Raw genomic sequence first — 20034 nt, forward strand, 5'->3', positions numbered from 1 at the left:
GAGCTCGCGTGCCGCAATGGAAACGAAATCATGAGACGGACTCTTCGATGGATGCGGGCGACCCGGACATGCGCCGGTCGCTCAGGATGCGGCCGTCCTCCATGGCCAGCACGCGGTCGGCGTGGCCGATCAGGCGCGGATCGTGGCTGACGCACAGGACCGTGGTGCCGTGCGCGCGCGCGATGCGATGCAGGATGTCGATGATCGTCTGCCCGCTGGCCGCGTCGAGCGCGCTGGTGGGTTCGTCGGCGAACAGCAGTTGCGGTTGCTTTGCCAGTGCGCGGGCAATCGCGACGCGCTGCTTCTCGCCGCCGGACAGTTCAGCGGGCTTGAGCGTCATGCGGTGCGCCAGGCCCACTTCGTCCAGCGCTTGCGCCGCATGCTCGTCCGCCGCGCGGGCGGACATGCCGAGATAGCGCAGGGGCAGGGCCACCTGTTCGCGCGCCGTCAGCGCGGGAAAGAGGTTGAAGCCCTGGAACACGAAGCCGGTGTGCAGCAGGCGGAAGCGTTCCAGCGCGCCGCCCTTCAGCGAATGCAGGGCGCTGTCGAGCGCGAGCACGCGTCCCGCGTCCGGTTTCTGCAGACCGCTGAGGATGGCGAGCAAGGTGCTCTTACCGCAGCCGGACGGTCCGGCGATCAGGGTCAGTTCGCCCGCGCGGATGGACAACGACAGGTCATGGAGGACGCGTGTCGCCACCTTGCCCGAGACGAAGGACTTGCTCACGCGTTCCGCGCGCAAGGTAACCTGGCCCGATGTCATCGCAGGAGGCTCGCGGGGTCGGCATGGCGCAGGCCGCGGAGCGCGGCGAGGCCGGACAATGCCGCGAGTCCCATCACCAGTGCCGCGCAGGCGAGGGCCACTGGAACGCTCAGCGCCACGGGCACGTCCTGCGTCCGCGCGAGCGCGAGGATCGCCGTGCCGAGCAGGCCCGCGCCGAGCAGGCCTGCCGCGCCGACCCAGAACGCCTGCTCCAGCACCACCCGGCGCAACGCGCCGACACCCACGCCGAGCGCGTTGAGCGTGGCGTATTCCCGCGCCGAGCCGGCGACCGCGCCCGCCAGCGTCTGCCCGGTGATCGCCGCGCCCGCCAGGAAGACCGCGCCGGCGAGGAACAGCACGCCGGCACCCGCGCCGGTATCGAGCATCCAGTAGAGCGCCGAACTGCGGGCGAACCCGGCGGCCGTCCACGCCTCGTACGGTCCGAAGCCTTCGCCGCCCTCCACGCGGCGCGCCACGGCGTCGGCCAGGCGCGGTTCGCTCAACCGGGCGACGAGGTAAGTAGGTCGGCCGATATCGGCGGCATCGGTGTCCAGGTGCCGGGCAGTGGCCAGCGAGCTGATCACGTTGACGCCGCCGAGCGCGCGCAGGCCGCTACCGACGCCGACGACTCTCACGGTGTGGCCGTTGATGGCAGCGGTGCCGCCGACACCGACGCCGAGCTTGTCGATGTCGGCGCGATCGACGATGACCGCATCCGGTTCGTCGAGCCGCGCGCGCAGGTCCGGCGGCAAGGCATGCGCGAACATCATGCCGTCGGGCCGCGGGTCGATGCCCGAGACGAAGACCGATTCGCTTCCGCTGCCCGCCGCGCCGCGCCAGTCCGCGTCGAGCCGGATGAAGGGCTCGACCCGGGTGATCGCGGGGTCCATCAGCAGGCGGCTTTCGATGTTCGGATCGATGGCGCGGCCGAGGTCGACGCTGCGCGTGCCTGGGTAGCCGATCCACAGGTCCGCGGAAGAGCCGGTGACGTAGACGCCGGCGCTGCCGAAGATGCCGAGCACCAGCGCTGCCTGGAGCAATTGCAGCAGGCCGGCGAAACCGACCGCGACGACGGCGGGAAGGAAGCGCCGCCATTCGTGCAGCAGGGTCTTGCGCGCGAGAGCGACCATCAGCCCGGCTCCACCGGTAGCGGCGCGCCCCCGAGGGCCTTGAAGAGTGCGACGAAGGCCAGTCCGTGGCTCTCCTTCGCCTGCACTAGCGCAAGGGCCGCCTGGTCGTACGCGATGGCGCTTTCCGATGCCTGCATCGGACCGGCCAGCCTGAATCCCTCGCGCCGCACGACGATCCGGTTCGACTCGTCCATGGCGGCCGCCGCCTCGGAACAGCGCTGCTCGTACTCCGCCTGCCGGCCGAGCCGGCCAAGCGAGGTTTCGACCTCGGCGACGCCCTGCAGGACCGCCTGCCGGTAAGCCAGCACGCTTGCTGCCAGTTCGTGTTCCCTGGCATGCGCCCGGGCCGTGCGCATGCCCCAGTCGAACAGCGGAATATCGATGATGGGCCCGACCGAGCCGAAGGTATGGCCGTCCGTATGCGGACTCGACTGCAGACTGGTGGACCACGCCAGCGAACCGCCCAGCGCCACGTTCGGGTAACGCTCGGCGTTTGCCAGCCCGGCTTCGCCGGCAGCACGAAGTACGTCGGCCTGGGCACGCAGGATTTCCGGCCGCGATCGAAGCAGGTCGGCGGGTGCCGTATCGAGGTGCCAGCTGCCGAGCGAAGGCATCGGCGCTGCCTGCAGCCATGCCGGATCGGGTTCGGCCTGGCCCAGCAGGACGGCCAGCCGTTGGGCGCTCGCGTCGATCGTGTCGCGCGGTTCGACCGTCGCCGCTTCGGCCTGCGCGAGTGCCGCCGACGCGCGCTGCACGTCCGCCTCGCCCGCCAGGCGCAGGCGCGCGCGAGTCTGCAGCATGGCGAGCTGCCGGGCCCGCGCGTCGCGTATCCGCTGCAGCCACTGTTCCTGCTGTTGCGCCGCGCGCAGTTCCAGCCAGTCCCGCGTCACCTCCGCGACCAGCGATACCTTCGCCGCGCGCAGGTCCGAGGTGGCGGCATCCAGGTCGCCGTTCGCCACGCGTCGTGCCGCGTCACGCCGGCCGAACAGGTCGAGTTCCCATTGCGCGTCGAAGCCTGCAACGAAGAATGAGGCGCTGGCATCGGGATCGGGAATGTCTTCCGTCCTGGCGCTTACCTGGGGCTTGAAGCGCGCATCGGCCTCACCGTGCAACGCGCGGGCGGCACGCAGGCGCTCCATCGCCTCGCCCACGCCCATGTTGCGGGCCAGCGCCGTGTCCACCAGCGCGTCCAGCGCGGGGTCGCCGAACACATGCCACCAGCCGTGCAGGTCGGTGGGCGCGCCGGAGCCGGCCATCTCGTGGCGCCAATGATCCGGTGCGGGTGGGCGCAGCTCGGGCAGCGGCGTTCCGGCGCAGCCGGCCAGCGTGACGAACGCGGTCAACAGGGGAAGGGCAATAAGGTTACGCATGGCCGTACCCTGGACCGCTTGCTTCGTCTGGATCGGCGACATTGTCGGCGAGGTACCTTTCGCCACGGTTCCGGCGGATGGATTCTTGCGAATCAGGTACCACGCCGGCGCGCCGGCGCCTGCGGGAAAATGAGGATGCAGGCCAGGATGAGCCCCGCCAGCACGACCGAGGCCGTATAACGGCTGAAGGCGAGCCCGCCATGGTCGAGCGGCTTGTCGAGCAGGTCGCCCACGACGGCGCCAAGCGGGCGGGTGAGCACGAAGGCGGCCCAGAAAAGCAGCGTGCGCGAGATGCGCGTGCGGAAGTACGCCACGGCGATGAGCACCAGCATTCCCCCGAAGATCGCCGCGCTGCCGAGATAGCCAATGCCCATGCTGTCCGCCGTCCAGTCGCCGAGTGCGGTACCCAGCGTCTGCGAGAACATGATGGTGATCCAGTAGAAGACCTCGCTGCCCGGCGTGCGGACGGAGTCCACCGCCACGGTGCCAAGCACGCGGTGCCAGGTAAACAGCGCGGCGAGCAGCAGCGCCAGCAGGATGCTCGCGCCCCCGGCGTATCCGATGCCGAGCGAGCGGTCCGCGAAGTCCGCCAGCGTCGTGCCCACCGTGGTGGTCGCGACGACGGTGGTCCAGTAAAGGAACGGCCGGAAACGGCGCGCGCGGATCTGCATGGTCACGGCGATGGCGAACACCAGCGCGAAGATGCCCGTGCCCAGCAGGTAGCCGAGCTGCATCGACATCGACACCGCGTCGCCGCCGGTTTCGCCGAGCGTGGTCGCGAGGATCTTGATGATCCAGAACCCCAGGGTGACCTCGGGTACCTTGCTTACGATTCCCTTTGCCTGCACGTGCCTTAGCCTCGAGCTGCTTTCCGCCACACTAAGGCTCGTGGCTTAGATCGCCCCTAGGCGCAGCGCAATTACTTGCGCGGCAGTGTCAGGCTCTCGCAGGTTTACGCACGCAGTCGCGCAGGGCCCAGGAGGTCGGCCGTGATACCCTGGTCCAGCAAGTGCCATGGCATCGGCCGGCCAAGAATCATCGAAGCGCATGCTTCGGCCATCGCCGCGCTGGTCTGGATCCCGTAGCCGCCCTGCGCCGCCAGCCAGAAAAAACCGTCCGCGTCCGGGGCGAAGCCGCCGACCAGGTCGCCATCGGCGACGAAGCTGCGCAGTCCCGCCCAGGTGCGCGAAGGCCGGCGTATCGTCATCGTCGTGGCTTCCTCGATGCGATGGATGCCGAGTGCGATGTCCAGCTCCTCGGGCTGCACGTCGTGCGGGTGCGTGGGATCCGCATTCGCCGCCGAGCCGAGCAGCAGGCCGGCATCGGGCTTGAAATAAAAGGTTTCGTCGATGTCCACGACGAAGGGCCATGCGGCCGCATCGATGCCTTCCGGCGCCGCGAAGGTGAAGGCGGAACGGCGCCGCGGCTCGAGGCCGATGGGCGTGACGCCCGCCATGCCCGCCAGGACGTCGGCCCAGGCTCCGGCGGCATTCACGACGACCGGCGCGCGCCATGTGTCGTTCACCACCCAGGCACCGTGTTCGCGCCGGATCGAGGTGACCGCGGTGTCCACGTGCAGGGCGACGCCATTGGCTTTCGCTCCGCGCAGGAACCCCTGGTGCAGTTCGTTGACGTCGATATCCGCCGAGTCGGGTTCGTGATAAGCGACGCGTGCGGCTTCCGGCCTGAGCACAGGCACGATGTCGGCGACCGCCGAGCCATCGAGCAAGGCCAGCGACGGCGTGAAGCGCCGCACGGCCTCATACTCCTCGCGCACGCGGTCCGCCTCGTCCGCGCTGCCGATCACGAGGGCGCCGCGCGGCTGGAGTATCGGATGCCGCGCGAAGCCGGCGGGCGGCTCTTGCAGGAAGGGGCGGGTGGCGCGGCTCAGGGCACGCACCTGCGGCGAACCGTAGCTCTCGCTGAAGTGCGCCGCGGAGCGGCCGGTGGTATGGAAGCCGGCGAAGGATTCCCGTTCGAGCACGACGACGCGCGCATGCGGCGCGAGGAACCATGCCACCGACGCCCCGGCGATGCCGGCGCCCACGACGATGACGTCAAGCGGCTTCGCGCTCATGCCTGCTCCTTCGAAGACTGGGCCGCGACGACGCTCGTCGCGGCGAGGTCGGCGGTGACGTTGCCGAGCGTTGCGAGGGTGTCGGGGAGGGTATCCACGGCCAGCATGAGGCCCAGGGGGCCAACCGGCAGGCCCATCGCTTGCGCGACGGGCACGTTCGTCGCGATGAAGGTCACCTGGCCGGGCAGGCCTACCGAACCCAGGCTGATCACCACCGCCAGCGCGGCACCTGCCGCGAGTTGCGCCGCGCCGAGATCGATGCCGAACGCCCATGCGATGAAGCTGGCCGAGACGATGTACTGCACGGGGCTGGTCAGCCGGAACAACGACACGGCCATCGGCAGCACGAGCGAGGTGATCGCGGTGGGATAGCCGAGGCGGCGGTCCGCGCTCTCGATCATCGCGGGCAGCGACGCGAGCGACGACTGCGTGCTGGCGGCAACGATCTGCGCAGGCGCGATCGCCGAGGCGAAGCGCACGAAGGGTTCCCGCCCCCACACGCGCGCCACCACCAGCATCAGCGCGGTGACCATGAGGTACACGATGCACTCCACCAGCACGTAGACGCCGAGCGCGCCGAGCATGTGCAGGCCGGCGCGGGCACAGACCGAAAGGATCAGCGCGAACACGCCGAACGGTGCGAGCAGCAGCACCCAGCGGACGACCACGATCATGGCGTCGGCGATCGCCCTGAAGAACTCCACGGCGAGCGCGCGGCGCTCCGGCGCGATGCGGGTGAGGGCGAAGCCAAGGAACATCGCGAACACCACCAGCGGCAGCATGGCGCTTTGCGCCGCCGCCATGACGGCGTTCGTGGGCACGATGCCGGCCAGCCAGTCGGACCAGCCTATGGGCGCGGTCTCCGGCAGGTGACCCGTGGCAGCGCCGAGGGCGGCGCGCAGCGAGTCGCTGCGCGGGAAGAGCAGGAACAGCCGGGGTGCGGCGATGGCGGCGACGGCAGCGCCCAGCGCCAGCAGCACGAGGAACACGACGATCGCGCGACGGGCGATGCGTCCGGAGGCGGCGGCATCGGTCGCGGTATTGGCGCCGACCACCACCAGCGACAAGACCAGCGGGACGACGGTCATCTGCAACGCGCTGAGCCACAGCTTGCCCAGCGGCTGTACCGCGTCGGCCACGCGCAGCGCGGCATCGGGTGTCCAGTGGGCGAGGGCGATGCCGGCCGCCGCGCCGAGGGCGAGGCCGAGGAGGATACGTTGGGTAGCGGTCATGGGGCCGGCAGGTTCCAGGCTTCGCGCAGGCGCGCGTATTCGGTCTTGGGCAACAACACGAAGACGGGCTTCTTCCCGGGATCGAGCCAGCCGAGCAGGCGCTCCATCGTCGTGTCGGTCATGGCGGTGCAACCCGCGGTCGGCGAAGTGGGCGACTTCCACAGGTGGGCGAAGATGCAGCTGCCCGCGCCCTTGCGGCCGTCGGGGTCGTGCTCGATGACGAAGCCGATGCGGTAGGCATGGTCGCCGTCGAAGTGAAGGTCGCGGCGCATCGGTTCGGTGGCACCGGCAACGGCCTTCTCGCCGACCTTCTTCGCGTCGACGATCTGGTTGTAGTAAGGCGAGCTGTTCACGTCGACGCAGTAATCGGAAGCGGTCAGGCCACGATACGGCAGCGCGGTGGGGCTGCTGTCCGCATAGCCGAAGGCTTCACCGATCCGGAACACGCCGGCCGGACTGCGCCCGTCGCCTTCCTTCTTTACCGGGCCGCCGTGTTCCGCCGGGTTGAGGCCGACGCCCCAGGCGCTCCCGTTCCTGCCGATGGTGACCTCGGCGGCGGGCCCTTCCTGCTTCCAGTGGGCTCCGTCGCGCACGTAGGCACGCAGGCTGCCGTGGTCCGCGTCCCAGCCGTCGGTGGTCACCACGATCATCTGCCTGGATACCGACCAGGCGGCCGGGGTTTCGAAGGCCCCCGCGGGCAGCATCGCGGCGAAGGCCAGGAGTCCGAAGAGACGGGGAAGCAGGCGGGGTGACGGCATGGTGGCGCTCCGGTCAGGGTTCGAGCATCTGGTGGATGCGATCGAGGTTCTCCACGAGGCGCGCATGGCGGGCTTCGTCGCCCTCGCAGAGGTGCACGAAGACGGTGTCGAGCAGCTGCTGCACGGTGGACTGGTAGATCAGGGATTGCACGTAGGACGCGTCGTCATGGGCCGCGACGGCCAGCGAGATGTCCGCGAGTGCACGCAGCGGATTGGAAGTATGCCGCGTGACGGTCACGACGCGCCCGCGGTGCTCGCGGAAGTAGCGGGCGGTCTTCACCAGCGCGGCCTGCTTGCCATGTTCGGAGAAGACCATCAGCAGGTCGCCCGGCGCGGACATCGCGATCTGCGCGGCCATGCGGCCCACGTCCACGTGGCGGATGGCGACGATGCCCAGCAGCGACAGGCGCACGGCGAAGCCGCGCGCGTGCAGCTCGTCCTCACCCAGTCCGATGAGGAAGACCTTGCCGGCGGTGTCGAGCGCATCCACCAGTTCGCGCAGCGTCGCCGGATCGTTGATGAGGCGCGTGGCTTCTTCTGCGCGCGTCTTGCGCTGCCACAGCGTGGCGCCGAGGGTGTCATCGCCGGGACGCTCCGCGCGCTGCGTATCCTCGCCTTCCCCATCCTCGGTGCGGCCGATCGCTTCGCCCACGGAGTACTTCAGGTCCGGGTACCCCCGGAAGCCGAGCTTCTGGGTGAACTTCACCACGCTGGACTGGCTGATGCCCAGCGCGCTGGCCAGCTGTTGGGAAGAATAGTCGCGCAGCAGATGGGCGTTCTCGAGGATGAAATCGGCGATACGCCGCTCCACCGCCGACATGCGGTCGCGCTCGGAGCGGATCTTCACCAGCGGCGACATGGCGTTCATCAGATGGGTTCGAGGCCGCGGATTTCACGGATGCCGAGGCCGGGCGCATCGCTGATCGAGATCTCCGATTCGTTGAAGTTCACGCCGCCATCCACGGGGTCGTAAGCGCTGAGTGAGGGACCGTCGAGGTCCACCTTGGTGATCACGTCGGATTTCGCCACCGCCACATGGACTGCGGCGGCGACGCTGATGCTGGATTCCAGCATGCAGCCGATCATGCACTCGATGCCATACAGGCCGGCGATGTCGGCGATGCGGATGGCGTTGGAAATGCCGCCCGTCTTCATCAGCTTGATGTTGATGATGTCCGCCGCGCGCATGCGGATCAGGTCCATCACCTCCGCCGGACCGAACACGCTCTCGTCGGCCATGATCGGCGTGTGCACGCGCTCGGTGACGTAACGCATGCCTTCCAGGTCGCGCGCCTTCACCGGCTGCTCCACCAGTTCCAGGCGCACGCCGGCGTCTTCCAGCGCATGCAGGGCGTACACGGCTTCCTTGGCGGTCCAGCCCTGGTTGGCGTCGAGGCGGAGCAGGGCCCGGTCTTCCACGGCGGCGTAGATGGCGCGGACGCGCTCGATGTCCACGCCGATGTCCTTGCCGACCTTGATCTTCAGCGACTCGAAGCCGCGCTCCACCGCCGCGACCGAATCGGCGACCATCTTGTCGATGTAATCCACGCTGATGGTGATGTCGGTGGTGATCACCGGGTCGCCGCCGCCGAGCAGCTTGTACAGGGGCGCGTTGTAGAGCTGGCCCCACAGGTCGTACACCGCGATCTCCACCGCTGCCTTGGCGCTGGTGTTTTTCTCCATCGTGCCCTGGATCAGCTTCGTGATCCGGTTGAGGTCGGCGATGTCCTGGCCGATGAGGCGGGGGGCGATGTAATGGCGAATGGCGTCCAGGATGGAGCCATGGGTGTCGCCGGTGATGACCGCCGTGGCCGGTGCTTCGCCGTAGCCCACGCGGCCGTCGTCGGTATGCACCATCACCACGATGTCTTCGACCTTGTCGACGGTGCGCAACGCCGTCTTGAACGGGGTCTTCAGCGGCACGCGGAGCATGCCGAAGCGGATGTCGGTGATTTTCATGGAGCCTCGTTGGGCAGGATTAGCGAATGCGGACGATGCTGGTCATGATGTCGACGAAGGTCTTGTCGTGACTCGACATCATCGGCAGGAGCGGGGTCACCGACACTTCATTGAGCTGCACGTGGCGCAGGCTGCCGTCGGCCTGCCGGTAGCTCATGCCGCCGACGTCATGAATGACATAGGGCTGGCCGTCGATCTTGCCGATAACCATCATCACGTGGCCGGGGATGTAGACCATGTCGCCCACGTCGAGCGCCATGGCGGCCTTCAGGCGTGCCTCGTGGCTGTCCTTGTCCGTGTACACGGTATGGGCCAGGCCCGGGCTGATGCTCTGGTCACGCGTGTTGCGCGGCATCTGCACGCCCATGCTGCGGTAGACGTCGGAGACGAAACCGCTGCAATCGCGGCCGTTGTACGCGTGGCCCCAGCCATAGCGTTCGCCGAGGAACTTGAAAGCCTGGCGCACGATGTTGGCACGGGTGAGCGGCAGGTAGTCCGCCGAGGAATCCTGGTTGCGCTGGAGCAGGGCGGGGTGGAACGAGAGCATGCCCTTTGCGTCGCGCACGGGAAGGCTGAGCACCCACGAGGCATACGGGCTCTGCCCGTTCACCGGCTGGTCCGGCGGCAGCGAGGTGTCCAGGGGAACCCGCGTACCCATGTCCAGCTGCAGTTCCGAGACGGCCGGCGCCTCGGGCGTGTAGACGGTGAGGGGCTTGGCACCGGTAATCACCCGGTAAGGCGTCGCGTCCGCATGGGAGAAGACCGTCGCGGCGTCGCCATAGGCGACATCGTCGGCGTGCACCCAGGCGGCGTAACGCGGGCTCACCACGAACGCCCACTTGCCGTCCTTGCTCGTGTGCACCGTCACCAGCGGATCGCCCGGGAACAACGCGCTCTCCTGGAAGCGGTCGATGTCCGTATCGCCGGCATGGCTGAAGACGCGCAGATCGGTCGGGTAGCCGCGCAGCATGCTGCGCCGGACCGCCATGCCGTAGCGTGGCGCGACCTGCGCCGGAATCGCATCGATGGCGGCATTCGCCACGATGCCGTCGATAGTGGCGGCCGGTACGGGCTTCCCTTCCACGTCGTAAAGCTGCTTCGTGGGCTTGCTGGTCAGCTTCTCGATCCAGCCCTTCACCTGGTCGCGCGGCAGCGCGGCAGGGAGGTGGCGGATGTCGTGCATGGACGGGTCGAGCGTCGCGACGCGTTCGTTCAGGGCCGCGATGGCGCCGCGGTCGAGCACGAGCTTGTCCCCGTCGTGAAGCTTCGCTACCCAGAAGTCCGGCGTGAGCTGCGCATCCTCGACCCCCAGGATCCCCGAGGGCGGCGCCTTCATCTCGGCGGCCAGGGCGGGCGTGGCGCCGATGGAAAGCGCGAGCAGGGTCGCGAGCAGGGTGTGGCGTAGTGTGTTCATAGCGATTCCTTGATCAGGAGGCCAGCGCCGAAAGCACCGCGGCGACGACGAGACCGAAGCCGGTCCCGAGGATATATCCGAGCAGCGCGAGCAGGATGCCCACCGGCACCAGCGATCGCGAATAGGTGGCGGCAAGCACCGGCGTGGCCGCCACGCCGCCGATGTGGGCGAGCGACGAGATGCCGCAGAGGTAGAGGTCGAAATGGAAGATCCGTGCGGCGATGCAGAGCAGCACGGCGTGGATGGCGATGACGGTGACCCCCGCGACCAGGTAGAGCGGCGCGGCGGCGATGCCGGCGAAGCTGCTCTGCGAGGCAAGCACAGCCACGACCGAGATCAGCAGCGCGCTGGACACGGCCTGCGCTCCGGGAAGCCGCGCCAGTCGCGTATGTGCCGCGACGAGGCCGGCGATGGTCGCGATGAGGATCGTCCAGGTCGTCGGCGAGACCATGCTGCCCACGGGCATGTGCTCGCCGAGCAGGGCGGACACGCTGGAGACGAGGACCGCGAGGCCGAGCCAGAGCAGCACGCTGTCCCCCGTGGCCGGCGCGCGAACGGCCGCCTCGGCCACATTCATGTCTGCGCTGGATGTCGCCCGCGTCCAGCGGTTGAAGGCGGGCGCGAGGCGTGCCACGGCGAACAGCACCACCACCCACATCGAATAACAGAGGGCATCGGTGAGCAGGGTGGTGGCCAGTGACGTATCGGACATGCCGATCGCCTGCTTCACGGCGATCATGTTCGCGGTGCCGCCCATCCAGCTGCCCGACAGCGAGGCGAGCGGCATCCACCCATCGCCCGGCATCCAGTGCCGGTAAAGGAGGAAGGTGAGGACGAAGGCGGTGAACAGGCTGATCGAGGTGCAGACGAACACGCCGAGCACGCGAGGACCCAGCGCGAGGATGGCGCGCAGGTCGCAGTTGATCATCAGCAGGAAGAGCAGGGCGGGCACCATCCGCGACACCAGCGTCTGCTGCGCCTCGTGGATTTCCGGCGTTGCGGTCCAGAACCCGGCGACGGACAACGCCGTGACGGTGAGGTAGGTGAGGACGATAGGCGGAAGGATGTCGAACGCCTTCCAGGCAAAGCGCCGCTCGATCGCCGGCCAGAACCCCGCCGCAAGCAGCATCACGGCCAGATAAGGCCAAACCGACTGGATCACGCGTCCCCTCCCCGGGTGGTGTCTCAACGGTCGTCAGGAATATCTATTCCTAACGAAGTAGCCCGAAGCATAAATTATTGACCGCGCTTTGCAAGCATGTTACACAGCCATCACAGCACGTCCACCCACCACGGTTGCATCGGGGATACCGAACGGTGAAAGCGGCTTTACGAAACGCGATTCGTTCCGCGCTGGCGGCGTGCCTGGTGGCGACCCTTTATGCGGTCTCGCCCGCGTACGCACAGACCTCGCCGGCGCCCGTGGGCCTGGGTGGCCTGGTGGCAACCGACCCTGTCGGCGACGCGGCGTCGAAACAGATCGACGCCGGCCATTTCAAGGAAGCCGAAGCGGCCATTGCCAAGGCACTGTCCAAGCCGGGCCTGACGCCTGCCCAACGCAACACCCTCGAATTCCAGCGCGAACGCATGCGCCGCATCCTCATCGACTTCACCCTCGATGCCGAGGCGGTGAAGGCGCGCCTGCGCAAGCAGATCCCCGACCTCACCGATGCCGAATTCGCGAAGTGGGACGAGGCGGGCCTGCTCGAGAAGCAGGTGATCGACGGCCGCACGCTCTATTTCAAGCGCTCGCCCGGCAACCTGTTCCGCATCAGTGCGGAGGCCCGTGCCCGTCGCGCGGAACAGAAGCCGTTCGACGACGGCCCGAACGAGGTACTCAACGACCACCATCGCGCCGTGCGCGAGGCCGCGCTCGCGCAGCATGCGAGCAGCGTGCTGCCGCGACGCGAAAGCGTGACCCAGATCCTCACCGTCAAGGCGGACGCCGTTCCCGCCGGCGAGACGGTCCGCGCGTGGATCCCGTATCCGCGCGCGATCAAGGGGCAGCAGGAGGACATCCGCCTGGTCTCCAGTGAGCCTGTGGGCGCGAAGGTCGCGCCGGAGTCGACCCTCCAACGCACGGCGTACCTCGAAAAGAAGGCCGTGGCGGGGAAGCCGACCGAGTTCTCGATCACGTACGAACTGACCCTCTACGCCCGCTACGTCGACATCGACCCCGCGAAGGTCACGCGCACGCCGATCACCCCCGAACTGGCCCCCTTCGTCGCCGAGCGTGCGCCGCACATCGTGTTCACCGACGCCATGCGCGCGTATTCGAAGCGCGCGGTGGGCAACGAGACCAACCCGTACCGCATCGCGCAGAAGCTGTTCGCCGCCGTGGACACGATTCCCTGGGCCGGTGCGCGCGAGTATTCCACCCTCTCCAACATCGGCGACTACACCCTGCATGCCGGCCACGGCGATTGCGGTGAGCAGACCCTGCTGCTGATGACCCTGCTGCGCCTCAACGGCATCCCGGCGCGCTGGCAGTCCGGCTGGATCTTCTCCGATGGCAAGTACAACAACATCCACGACTGGGGCCAGGTGTACCTGGCACCGTACGGATGGGTACCGATGGACGTGACCTTCGGCCGCCTGGCGGCCGGGGCGAACGCAAAGCCGGGCGACGACAAGCTCGAGTGGTTCTACCTCGGCGGCCTGGACGCCTATCGCATCGCCTTCAACGACGACTACTCGCGGCCGTTCGTGCCGGCGAAGACCTTCTTCCGCTCGGAGACGGTCGACTCGCAACGCGGCGAAGTCGAATGGAAGGGCGGCAACCTGTATTTCGACCAGTGGGATTACGACTTCCGTTGGCATCGCGTCGACACGCCGGAAGGGGCCGGCGACGCGAAGCACTGACGGGCAGTACACAACCCGAAAACATCATCTTATGGGAGTGGGGAGATGGGGGACATGAAGACGAACCGGCGTGCATTGCGCCACGGCGCCTTGTGTATGGCGATCGGCCTGGGTCTTGCCGTATCCGGCGTGGCCTGGGGCGCGAACACGGACGGTTCGATCATAGGCCGCACCAAGTCGGGCGCCACGGTCACCGTGCGCGACCCGGGCACTGGCCTGACCCGCACAGTGACCGCCGATGCAGATGGCAATTTCCGCTTTCCGTTCCTGCCGGTCGGCCACTACCAGCTCGACAGCAGCAAGGATGGCAAGCCGGTGGGCACGACGGCGGAGGTGAACGTAAGCCTCGGCAACGCCACCACCGTGAACCTCGTGGAGCGCGGCGCGACGGGCACCACCGAACTGGAAGGCGTGCAGGTGAGCGCCCCGGTAGTCATCTCCGCGGTGGACGTCAGTTCGACCGAAATAGCGACGAACATCAGTCGTGAGGAAATCCGCCGCCTGCCCGTGGACCAGAACGTGCAGGCCGTGGCGTTGCTGGCGCCGGGCGTGAACAAGGGCAATGCCGGCTTCGGCGGCATCTCCTTCGGCGGTTCGTCGGTCGCCGAGAACTCGTTCTACGTGAACGGCCTCAACGTCACCGACTTCTATAACCGCAATGGCTTCTCCGAGGCGCCGTTCGCCTTCTACCAGGAGTTCCAGGTCAAGACCGGCGGCTATTCCGTAGAGTTCGGCCGCACCACCGGCGGCGTCGTGAACGCCGTGACCCGCTCGGGCACGAACGAATTCAAGGCGGGCGCGGAGATGACCTTCGAGCCCAGCGACTGGCAGGCGACGACCAAGAACCGCTACTGGGACGGCGAGCGTTACATCACCTCGTCCGAGGACCACTACTCGCGTACGAAGATGAACGTGTACGCGTCCGGTCCCATCGTGAAGGACAAGCTGTTCTTCTTCGCCATGTACGAGGCGCGCGGCTACACGCCGCAGAATACGAATAACGAAGGCACCCTGCTGACCCAGAACGACACCGACTCCGGCTTCTGGGGCACCAAGGTCGACTGGCATATCAACGACAAGAACCTGCTCGAGTTCATGGCCTTCTCCGACAAGGACACGAACGAAGGCTCGGTCTACACGTACGATTTCGCCACGCGCACGAAAGGCACGAAGAACGACGTCATCACCAGCGATACCGGCGGCAGGAACTGGAACGGTACCTTCACCAGCTACCTGGTCGACAACCTGTCGATGAAGCTGATGTATGGGCGCAACGAGCGCGAGGCGTTTACCCATGGCCTCGCCGACGCCGAGTGCAACCCGGTGCGCATCGACGACAGCGCCGACGCGCCGGACGTGCCGCTGGGTTGCAGCTCCAGCACGATGGTGGAAAAGCGCAACGACACCCGCAAGCAGGGCCGTGCCGACTTCGAATGGACGCTGGGCGACCACCTGGTCCGCTTCGGCTACGACCACGAGGTCGACACCTCGGAATACCAGCGTCACTATCCGGGTCCCGGCGAGTACTACTACAACATCGTCCATGCCGATCCCGGCGCCACCATCGAGAACGACGGCGTGATGCCCCCGGGCTATGACATGTACGTCCGCCAGCGCCGCTACAACATCGGTGGCACGTTCGAAACGACGAACAACGCCTACTACATCGAAGACAACTGGAACATCACGCCGACCTTCCTGCTGAACGTGGGCCTGCGCAGCGACTCCTTCGACAACAAGACCGCCGAAGGGAAGAGCTACATCAAGGTCGACAACATGATCGCGCCGCGCCTGGGCTTCTCCTGGGACCTCAAGGGCGACGGCAGCCTGAAGGTGTTCGGCAACCTCGGCCGCTACTACCTGCCGGTGGCCAACGTGATCAACATCAAGCAGGCCGGCGGCCTCCTCGACGAGCGCACGTTCTACACCTTCGAGGGCTACCAGATCCTCGACCGCAACGGCTCGCAGTACGCCGTGCCCATCCTCGGCCAGCAGATCGGTGCGGTGGACACCTCGCAGGGCAACGGCACGGTGGGCGACCTGCGCTCCGAAGTCGACAAGAACATGGACCCGGTCTACCAGGACGAGGCGATCCTCGGTTTCCAGCAGATGCTGACGGACAAGTGGTCGTGGGGCGTGAGCGGCACCTATCGCAAGCTGCATGACGCCATCGACGACATGGAGATCAGCGCCACGCCGCAATGCGGCGGCGACGGCTACGTCGGCTACGTGATGGCCAATCCCGGCCGCAATGTCACCGTCTACGGCGACACCAACTGCGACGGGACGCCGGATGGCTACCTCACCATCGACACGTCGAAGCAGGGCTGGGCGCTGTACGACGCTTCGGGCAACTACCTCGGCCAGCGCGGCTGGAAGAAGCCGCGCCGCACCTTTGGTTCCCTGGAGTTCCAGGTCGACCGTGCGTGGGACGAGAAGTGGATGTTCAACGCCTCCTACGTGCTCTCGTGGAGCCGCGGCAACGCGGAAGGTCCGGTCAACTCGGACACGAACTTCGACGATACCGGCCGTACCGAGAACTTCGACGATCCGTGGGTGAACCTGTCGGGCGGCTACCTGCCGAACGACCACCGCCACCAGTTCAAGTTCCGCGGTACCTATGCGCTCAGCAAGAACTGGCAGATCGGTGCAGACGTTACGGCGCTGTCGGGCAGCCCCATCACCGCCTATGGCGTGGGCAACCCCTACGACAAGACCTCGTACCACAGCTATTTCATCTGCGTGGAGAATTGCGCGGACCCGGTCTCGGAAAACCGCGTGTACGTCGAGTCGGCGCGCGGCGCGAAGCGCACGCCCTGGACCTTCAACCTCAATGCCAGCATCACCTACCTGCTGCCGCTGGACGAGAAGAACAACCTCCGGGTGAAGTTCGCCGTATACAACCTGCTGAACCAGCAGCGCACCACGGGCGTCGACCAGGACCTGCAGACCTCGATCGGCAGCTTCAGCAACACGTACCTGCAACCGATCCGCTTCCAGCCGCCGCGGTTCGGCCAGCTGACGGTCTCGATCGACTTCTGAGGACATGTAGGAGCGCGCAGGGCGCGCGACATCTTCTGAGGCCGTGACCTTGAGCTGGCGCGCCAGCCTGGGGACAGGGGCGAAAAGATGTCGCGCGCTTTGCGCGCTCCTACAGAGGGAGCTGCATGAAAAACGCGTTGGCAATCGCCCTGCTGTTCTGCGCCGCCGCGCAGGCGCAGGACCACCCCCTCACCCTGGACACGCATGTCGACATCCCCCTGTCGTACATGCACGATCCGAAGTTCGACGCCGGCAAGGACGGTCCGCTCAAGGTGGACCTGCCGAAGATGCGCCGCGGCGGCCTCGATGCGGCTTTCTTCGTCATCTATGTCGAACAGGGTCCGCTGACGCCTGCGGGCTATGCGAAAGCCGTCGCCCAGGCCGCGCGCAAGTACGACGGCATCGACCTCGTGCTCAAGCGCTACCCGGAGCAGATCCGGCTGGCGCGCACTCCGGAAGACGTGCGCGCCAACAAGGCGGCCGGCCGGCTGTCGGCGATGATCGGCATCGAGAACAGCTATTCGCTCGGCCATGACCTGAAGCGGCTGGACGCCGCGTACGCACGCGGGGCTCGCTACGTCGGCCTGGCGCACGTGGGCAATAACGACCTCTGCGGCAGTTCGCTGCCCAGCAAGGAGCTGGGCGACAAGCCCGACAGCAACCTCGGCCTGAGCGACTTCGGCCGTCAGGTCGTCCGGCGCGCGAACGCGCTGGGCATGATGGTGGACGTATCGCATGCGTCGGACGCCTGCGTGCGCGACGTGCTGGCTCTATCCACCGCGCCGATCATCGCCTCGCATTCGTCCGCGCGCGCGATCACCGATCATCCGCGCAACCTGCCCGACGACCTGCTGAAGGCGATCGCGGCGCAGGGCGGCGTGATCCAGGCGGTGGCGTACAAGGAGTTCCTGAAGAAGGATCCCGCGCGGGAGGCCGCCGAAAAGGCCCTGCAGAAGCGCGTGGCGCAAGAGGCCGGCGACAAGGAATACGACAGCGAGAAGCACGACTACCTGCCGTCCTACATCGAAGGCATGAAGGCGATCCAGCGCGAGCATCCGCTGGCGACGCTGGACGACTTCCTCGACCACATCCAGCACATGGTGAAGGTCGCCGGTGTCGACCATGTGGGCATCGCGTCCGACTTCGACGGCGGCGGCGAAATCACCGGGTGGTTGGATGCTTCCGAAACCCGCAACGTCACCGCGGGCCTGAAGAACCGGGGCTTCTCCGACACGGACATCGCGAAGATCTGGAGCGGGAACCTGCTGCGCGTCTGGGCGGCCGACGAAGCGGCTTCGTCCGCATCGCTGGATGCGCTGGTCGACGAAGCGATCGCCCGTTACGACATCCCGGGCATCGCCGTGGGCGTGATCGAGGGCGGGAAGACCGTCTACACGCGCACGTCGGGTGTGCTGGCGGCCGGATCGGGGCGCAAGGTGGACAGCCGCACGCTGTTCAAGATCGCTTCCAACAGCAAGGCGATGACGACGGCCCTGCTGGCACGCCTCGTCGCGGCCGGCAAGCTGCGCTGGGACGATCCGGTGGTGAAATACCTTCCGGATTTCCGCATGAACGACCCGTGGGTCACCCGCGAGATCCAGGTGCGCGACCTGCTGATCCATAACAGCGGCCTGCGCGAGGGCGCGGGCGACCTGATGCTGTGGCCGGAACCGAACCGCTTCAGCCGCAAGGACATCCTCGCAGGCCTCGCTTACCTGAAACCGGAGCACAGCTTCCGCTCGCGCTATGCGTACGACAACCTGTTGTACGTCGTTGCCGGCGAGGTCGCCGCGGCGGCAGGTGGCGCGTCTTACGAGACCCTGCTTCGTCGCGAGGTGTTCGAGCCGCTGGGCCTCTCCCGCTGCCAGATTGGCAGCTGGTCGCGCGATGGCGTCGGCAACGTCGCCCAGCCTCATCGCCACGGCGACCATGGCAACGAGGTGGTGAATGCGGATGCATCGGCGATTCCGGCCATCACCTCCGCAGCGGCCGGCGGCGTGCGCTGCGATCTCGACGACATGCTGCGCTGGGCCGCCAACTGGCTGACTCCGGACGCATCCCAGCTCGCCTGGCTGGATGCCAGGCACCGCGAGCCGTTGTGGTCGATCCAGAACCCCATGCCGGTCGGCCAACGCCGCAAGGCCTGGAACGACACCCATCTGTACGGCTACGGCTATGGCTGGCGCCTTGCCGACGTGGACGGGCAGTGGAGCGTGTCGCACACCGGCACGCTATCTGGCATGTATTCCACGCTCAGCCTGCTTCCGGAAAAACGCAGCGGCTTCGTGATCATGATGAACGGCGGAGGCGAGGACGCCCGCGATGCGCTGGCCGAAGCCCTCCTGAAACGGTTTACGGCCCCCGGCGAGAAGCACACGGTGGGTGAGTACGCAGACCTCATGGCGGCGGAAGCCGCCGCTCCCGGCGCCTCGCGGGCGCCCGACACGTCGTCGCGCGTCGCGGCATCGGCTGACGAGGCGAAGGCACTGCTCGGCGTATGGCGCGATTCGTGGTTCGGCGAGGTGAGCATCTGTCCCGCGAAAGGTGGAGTAGGCTTCGTCGCGGCGCGATCGCCGGTCATGACGGGTACGCTCGAGCGCGTGGGCACGCGTTACCTCGTGCAGTGGAAGGGAGAGCGGATGGATGCCGAGCCCTGGCTCGATCTGGCCGCGCCGGACAATCTGCGCCTCACCAAGGTCGATCCCGATGCCGACTTCAGCAACGATTATGAAGACCTGGACTTCACTCGCGTGCGTGCTTGCCCTTAGCGTGCACGCCGCGGACACGCCGCCGCGCGTGTCGCCCGCGCGCACCCCTGCCGAGGCAGGGATGACGGATATCCGCGCGCTCGTGCCCGACATCGCGGAGACCATCCACTACGCCGGCAGCGACAATTTCACCGGTGGCCCCGTCGACGGCTACCGCGCGCCGAAGTGCTTCCTGCGCAGCGCGGCCGCCGAAGCCCTTGCGCGGGTGGAGGACGCCCTGCGCAAGGAGGGTTACCGGCTGCGCATATGGGATTGTTATCGCCCCGCACGCGCCGTGGCGGACTTCGTCCGCTGGGCACGCGACCCCAACGACACGCGGACGAAAGCCGCGCATTACCCGAACCTGGGCAAGGATAAGCTCCTGGGCGAATACATCGCCCCGGTCTCCGGCCACAGCCGCGGCGCCACGTGGACCTCACGCTCATGCGCTGCGAGGGTGGGCGGTGCACGCCGCTGGACATGGGCACGGACTTCGATTTCTTCGATCCTCGCGCACATACCGGTTTTCCCGGCATCGACGACGCGCAGCGCGCGAACCGCCAGCGCCTGCTGCGCGCCATGGCGAAGGAAGGCTTCGTCAACTACCCGCAGGAATGGTGGCACTACTCGCTGCCTTCCGCCGCAGCCGCCGACACCATCTACGACGTCCCCGTGGAGTGAGC

Annotated in this window: 14 protein-coding genes and 1 pseudogene; 4 read left to right on the forward strand and 11 right to left on the reverse strand. The window is 67.4% G+C overall.

Going from position 1 to position 20034, the window contains the following annotated elements; translation table 11 throughout:
* Window positions 1–28: 28 nt before the first annotated feature.
* The 11 genes from ACR9ZH_RS00550 to ACR9ZH_RS00600 all read right to left on the reverse strand — a co-directional run bounded on the left by ACR9ZH_RS00550 (window position 29) and on the right by ACR9ZH_RS00600 (window position 11862).
* Window positions 29–760: an ABC transporter ATP-binding protein gene (locus ACR9ZH_RS00550; RefSeq protein ID WP_481288803.1), complete on the reverse strand. Its 732-nt coding sequence runs from the start codon at window positions 758–760 to the stop codon at window positions 29–31.
* Complete coding sequence (locus ACR9ZH_RS00555) at window positions 757–1890, reverse strand: FtsX-like permease family protein (protein WP_481288804.1); 1134 nt, start codon at window positions 1888–1890, stop codon at window positions 757–759. The genes ACR9ZH_RS00550 and ACR9ZH_RS00555 overlap by 4 nt, the downstream gene beginning before the upstream one ends.
* Window positions 1890–3260 (reverse strand): efflux transporter outer membrane subunit, encoded by a 1371-nt coding sequence (locus ACR9ZH_RS00560; RefSeq protein WP_481288805.1) that lies wholly within the window; start codon window positions 3258–3260, stop codon window positions 1890–1892. Before ACR9ZH_RS00560 ends, ACR9ZH_RS00555 begins: the two co-directional genes overlap by 1 nt.
* Window positions 3261–3352: 92 nt before the next feature.
* Window positions 3353–4108 (reverse strand): COG4705 family protein, encoded by a 756-nt coding sequence (locus ACR9ZH_RS00565; RefSeq protein ID WP_481288806.1) that lies wholly within the window; start codon window positions 4106–4108, stop codon window positions 3353–3355.
* Window positions 4109–4212: 104 nt separating this feature from the next.
* Entirely contained in the window at window positions 4213–5337 is a 1125-nt protein-coding gene (locus ACR9ZH_RS00570; RefSeq protein ID WP_481288807.1) for an NAD(P)/FAD-dependent oxidoreductase, read from the reverse strand.
* Window positions 5334–6569 (reverse strand): dicarboxylate/amino acid:cation symporter, encoded by a 1236-nt coding sequence (locus ACR9ZH_RS00575; protein ID WP_481288808.1) that lies wholly within the window; start codon window positions 6567–6569, stop codon window positions 5334–5336. Before ACR9ZH_RS00575 ends, ACR9ZH_RS00570 begins: the two co-directional genes overlap by 4 nt.
* On the reverse strand, window positions 6566–7327 hold the full coding sequence (locus ACR9ZH_RS00580; RefSeq protein ID WP_481288809.1) for a L,D-transpeptidase family protein: 762 nt from the start codon (window positions 7325–7327) through the stop codon (window positions 6566–6568). Before ACR9ZH_RS00580 ends, ACR9ZH_RS00575 begins: the two co-directional genes overlap by 4 nt.
* Before the next feature lie 13 nt (window positions 7328–7340).
* Window positions 7341–8186 (reverse strand): MurR/RpiR family transcriptional regulator, encoded by an 846-nt coding sequence (locus ACR9ZH_RS00585; RefSeq protein ID WP_481288863.1) that lies wholly within the window; start codon window positions 8184–8186, stop codon window positions 7341–7343.
* A gap of 8 nt (window positions 8187–8194) precedes the next feature.
* Window positions 8195–9286 (reverse strand): dipeptide epimerase, encoded by a 1092-nt coding sequence (locus ACR9ZH_RS00590; protein ID WP_481288810.1) that lies wholly within the window; start codon window positions 9284–9286, stop codon window positions 8195–8197.
* A gap of 19 nt (window positions 9287–9305) precedes the next feature.
* Complete coding sequence (locus tag ACR9ZH_RS00595; RefSeq protein ID WP_481288811.1) at window positions 9306–10700, reverse strand: C40 family peptidase; 1395 nt, start codon at window positions 10698–10700, stop codon at window positions 9306–9308.
* A 13-nt stretch (window positions 10701–10713) separates the two neighbouring features.
* A complete protein-coding gene (locus ACR9ZH_RS00600; protein ID WP_481288812.1) occupies window positions 10714–11862 on the reverse strand; it encodes a DUF819 family protein in 1149 nt (382 codons plus the stop codon).
* Window positions 11863–12068: 206 nt separating this feature from the next.
* On the opposite strand from ACR9ZH_RS00600, the gene ACR9ZH_RS00605 reads away from it, so the two are divergent.
* The 4 genes and pseudogenes from ACR9ZH_RS00605 to ACR9ZH_RS00620 all read left to right on the forward strand — a co-directional run bounded on the left by ACR9ZH_RS00605 (window position 12069) and on the right by ACR9ZH_RS00620 (window position 20032).
* Window positions 12069–13562, forward strand: a complete 1494-nt coding sequence (locus ACR9ZH_RS00605; protein ID WP_481288813.1) for a transglutaminase-like domain-containing protein — start codon at window positions 12069–12071, stop codon at window positions 13560–13562.
* Window positions 13563–13616: 54 nt separating this feature from the next.
* Window positions 13617–16604: a TonB-dependent receptor gene (locus tag ACR9ZH_RS00610; RefSeq protein ID WP_481288814.1), complete on the forward strand. Its 2988-nt coding sequence runs from the start codon at window positions 13617–13619 to the stop codon at window positions 16602–16604.
* A gap of 125 nt (window positions 16605–16729) precedes the next feature.
* On the forward strand, window positions 16730–19372 hold the full coding sequence (locus tag ACR9ZH_RS00615) for a membrane dipeptidase (protein ID WP_481288815.1): 2643 nt from the start codon (window positions 16730–16732) through the stop codon (window positions 19370–19372).
* Window positions 19332–20032: pseudogene (locus ACR9ZH_RS00620) on the forward strand (M15 family metallopeptidase). The gene ACR9ZH_RS00615 and the pseudogene ACR9ZH_RS00620 overlap by 41 nt, the downstream one beginning before the upstream one ends.
* Window positions 20033–20034: the final 2 nt, after the last annotated feature.

The organism is Luteibacter sp. SVR4-7G (assembly GCF_056755555.1).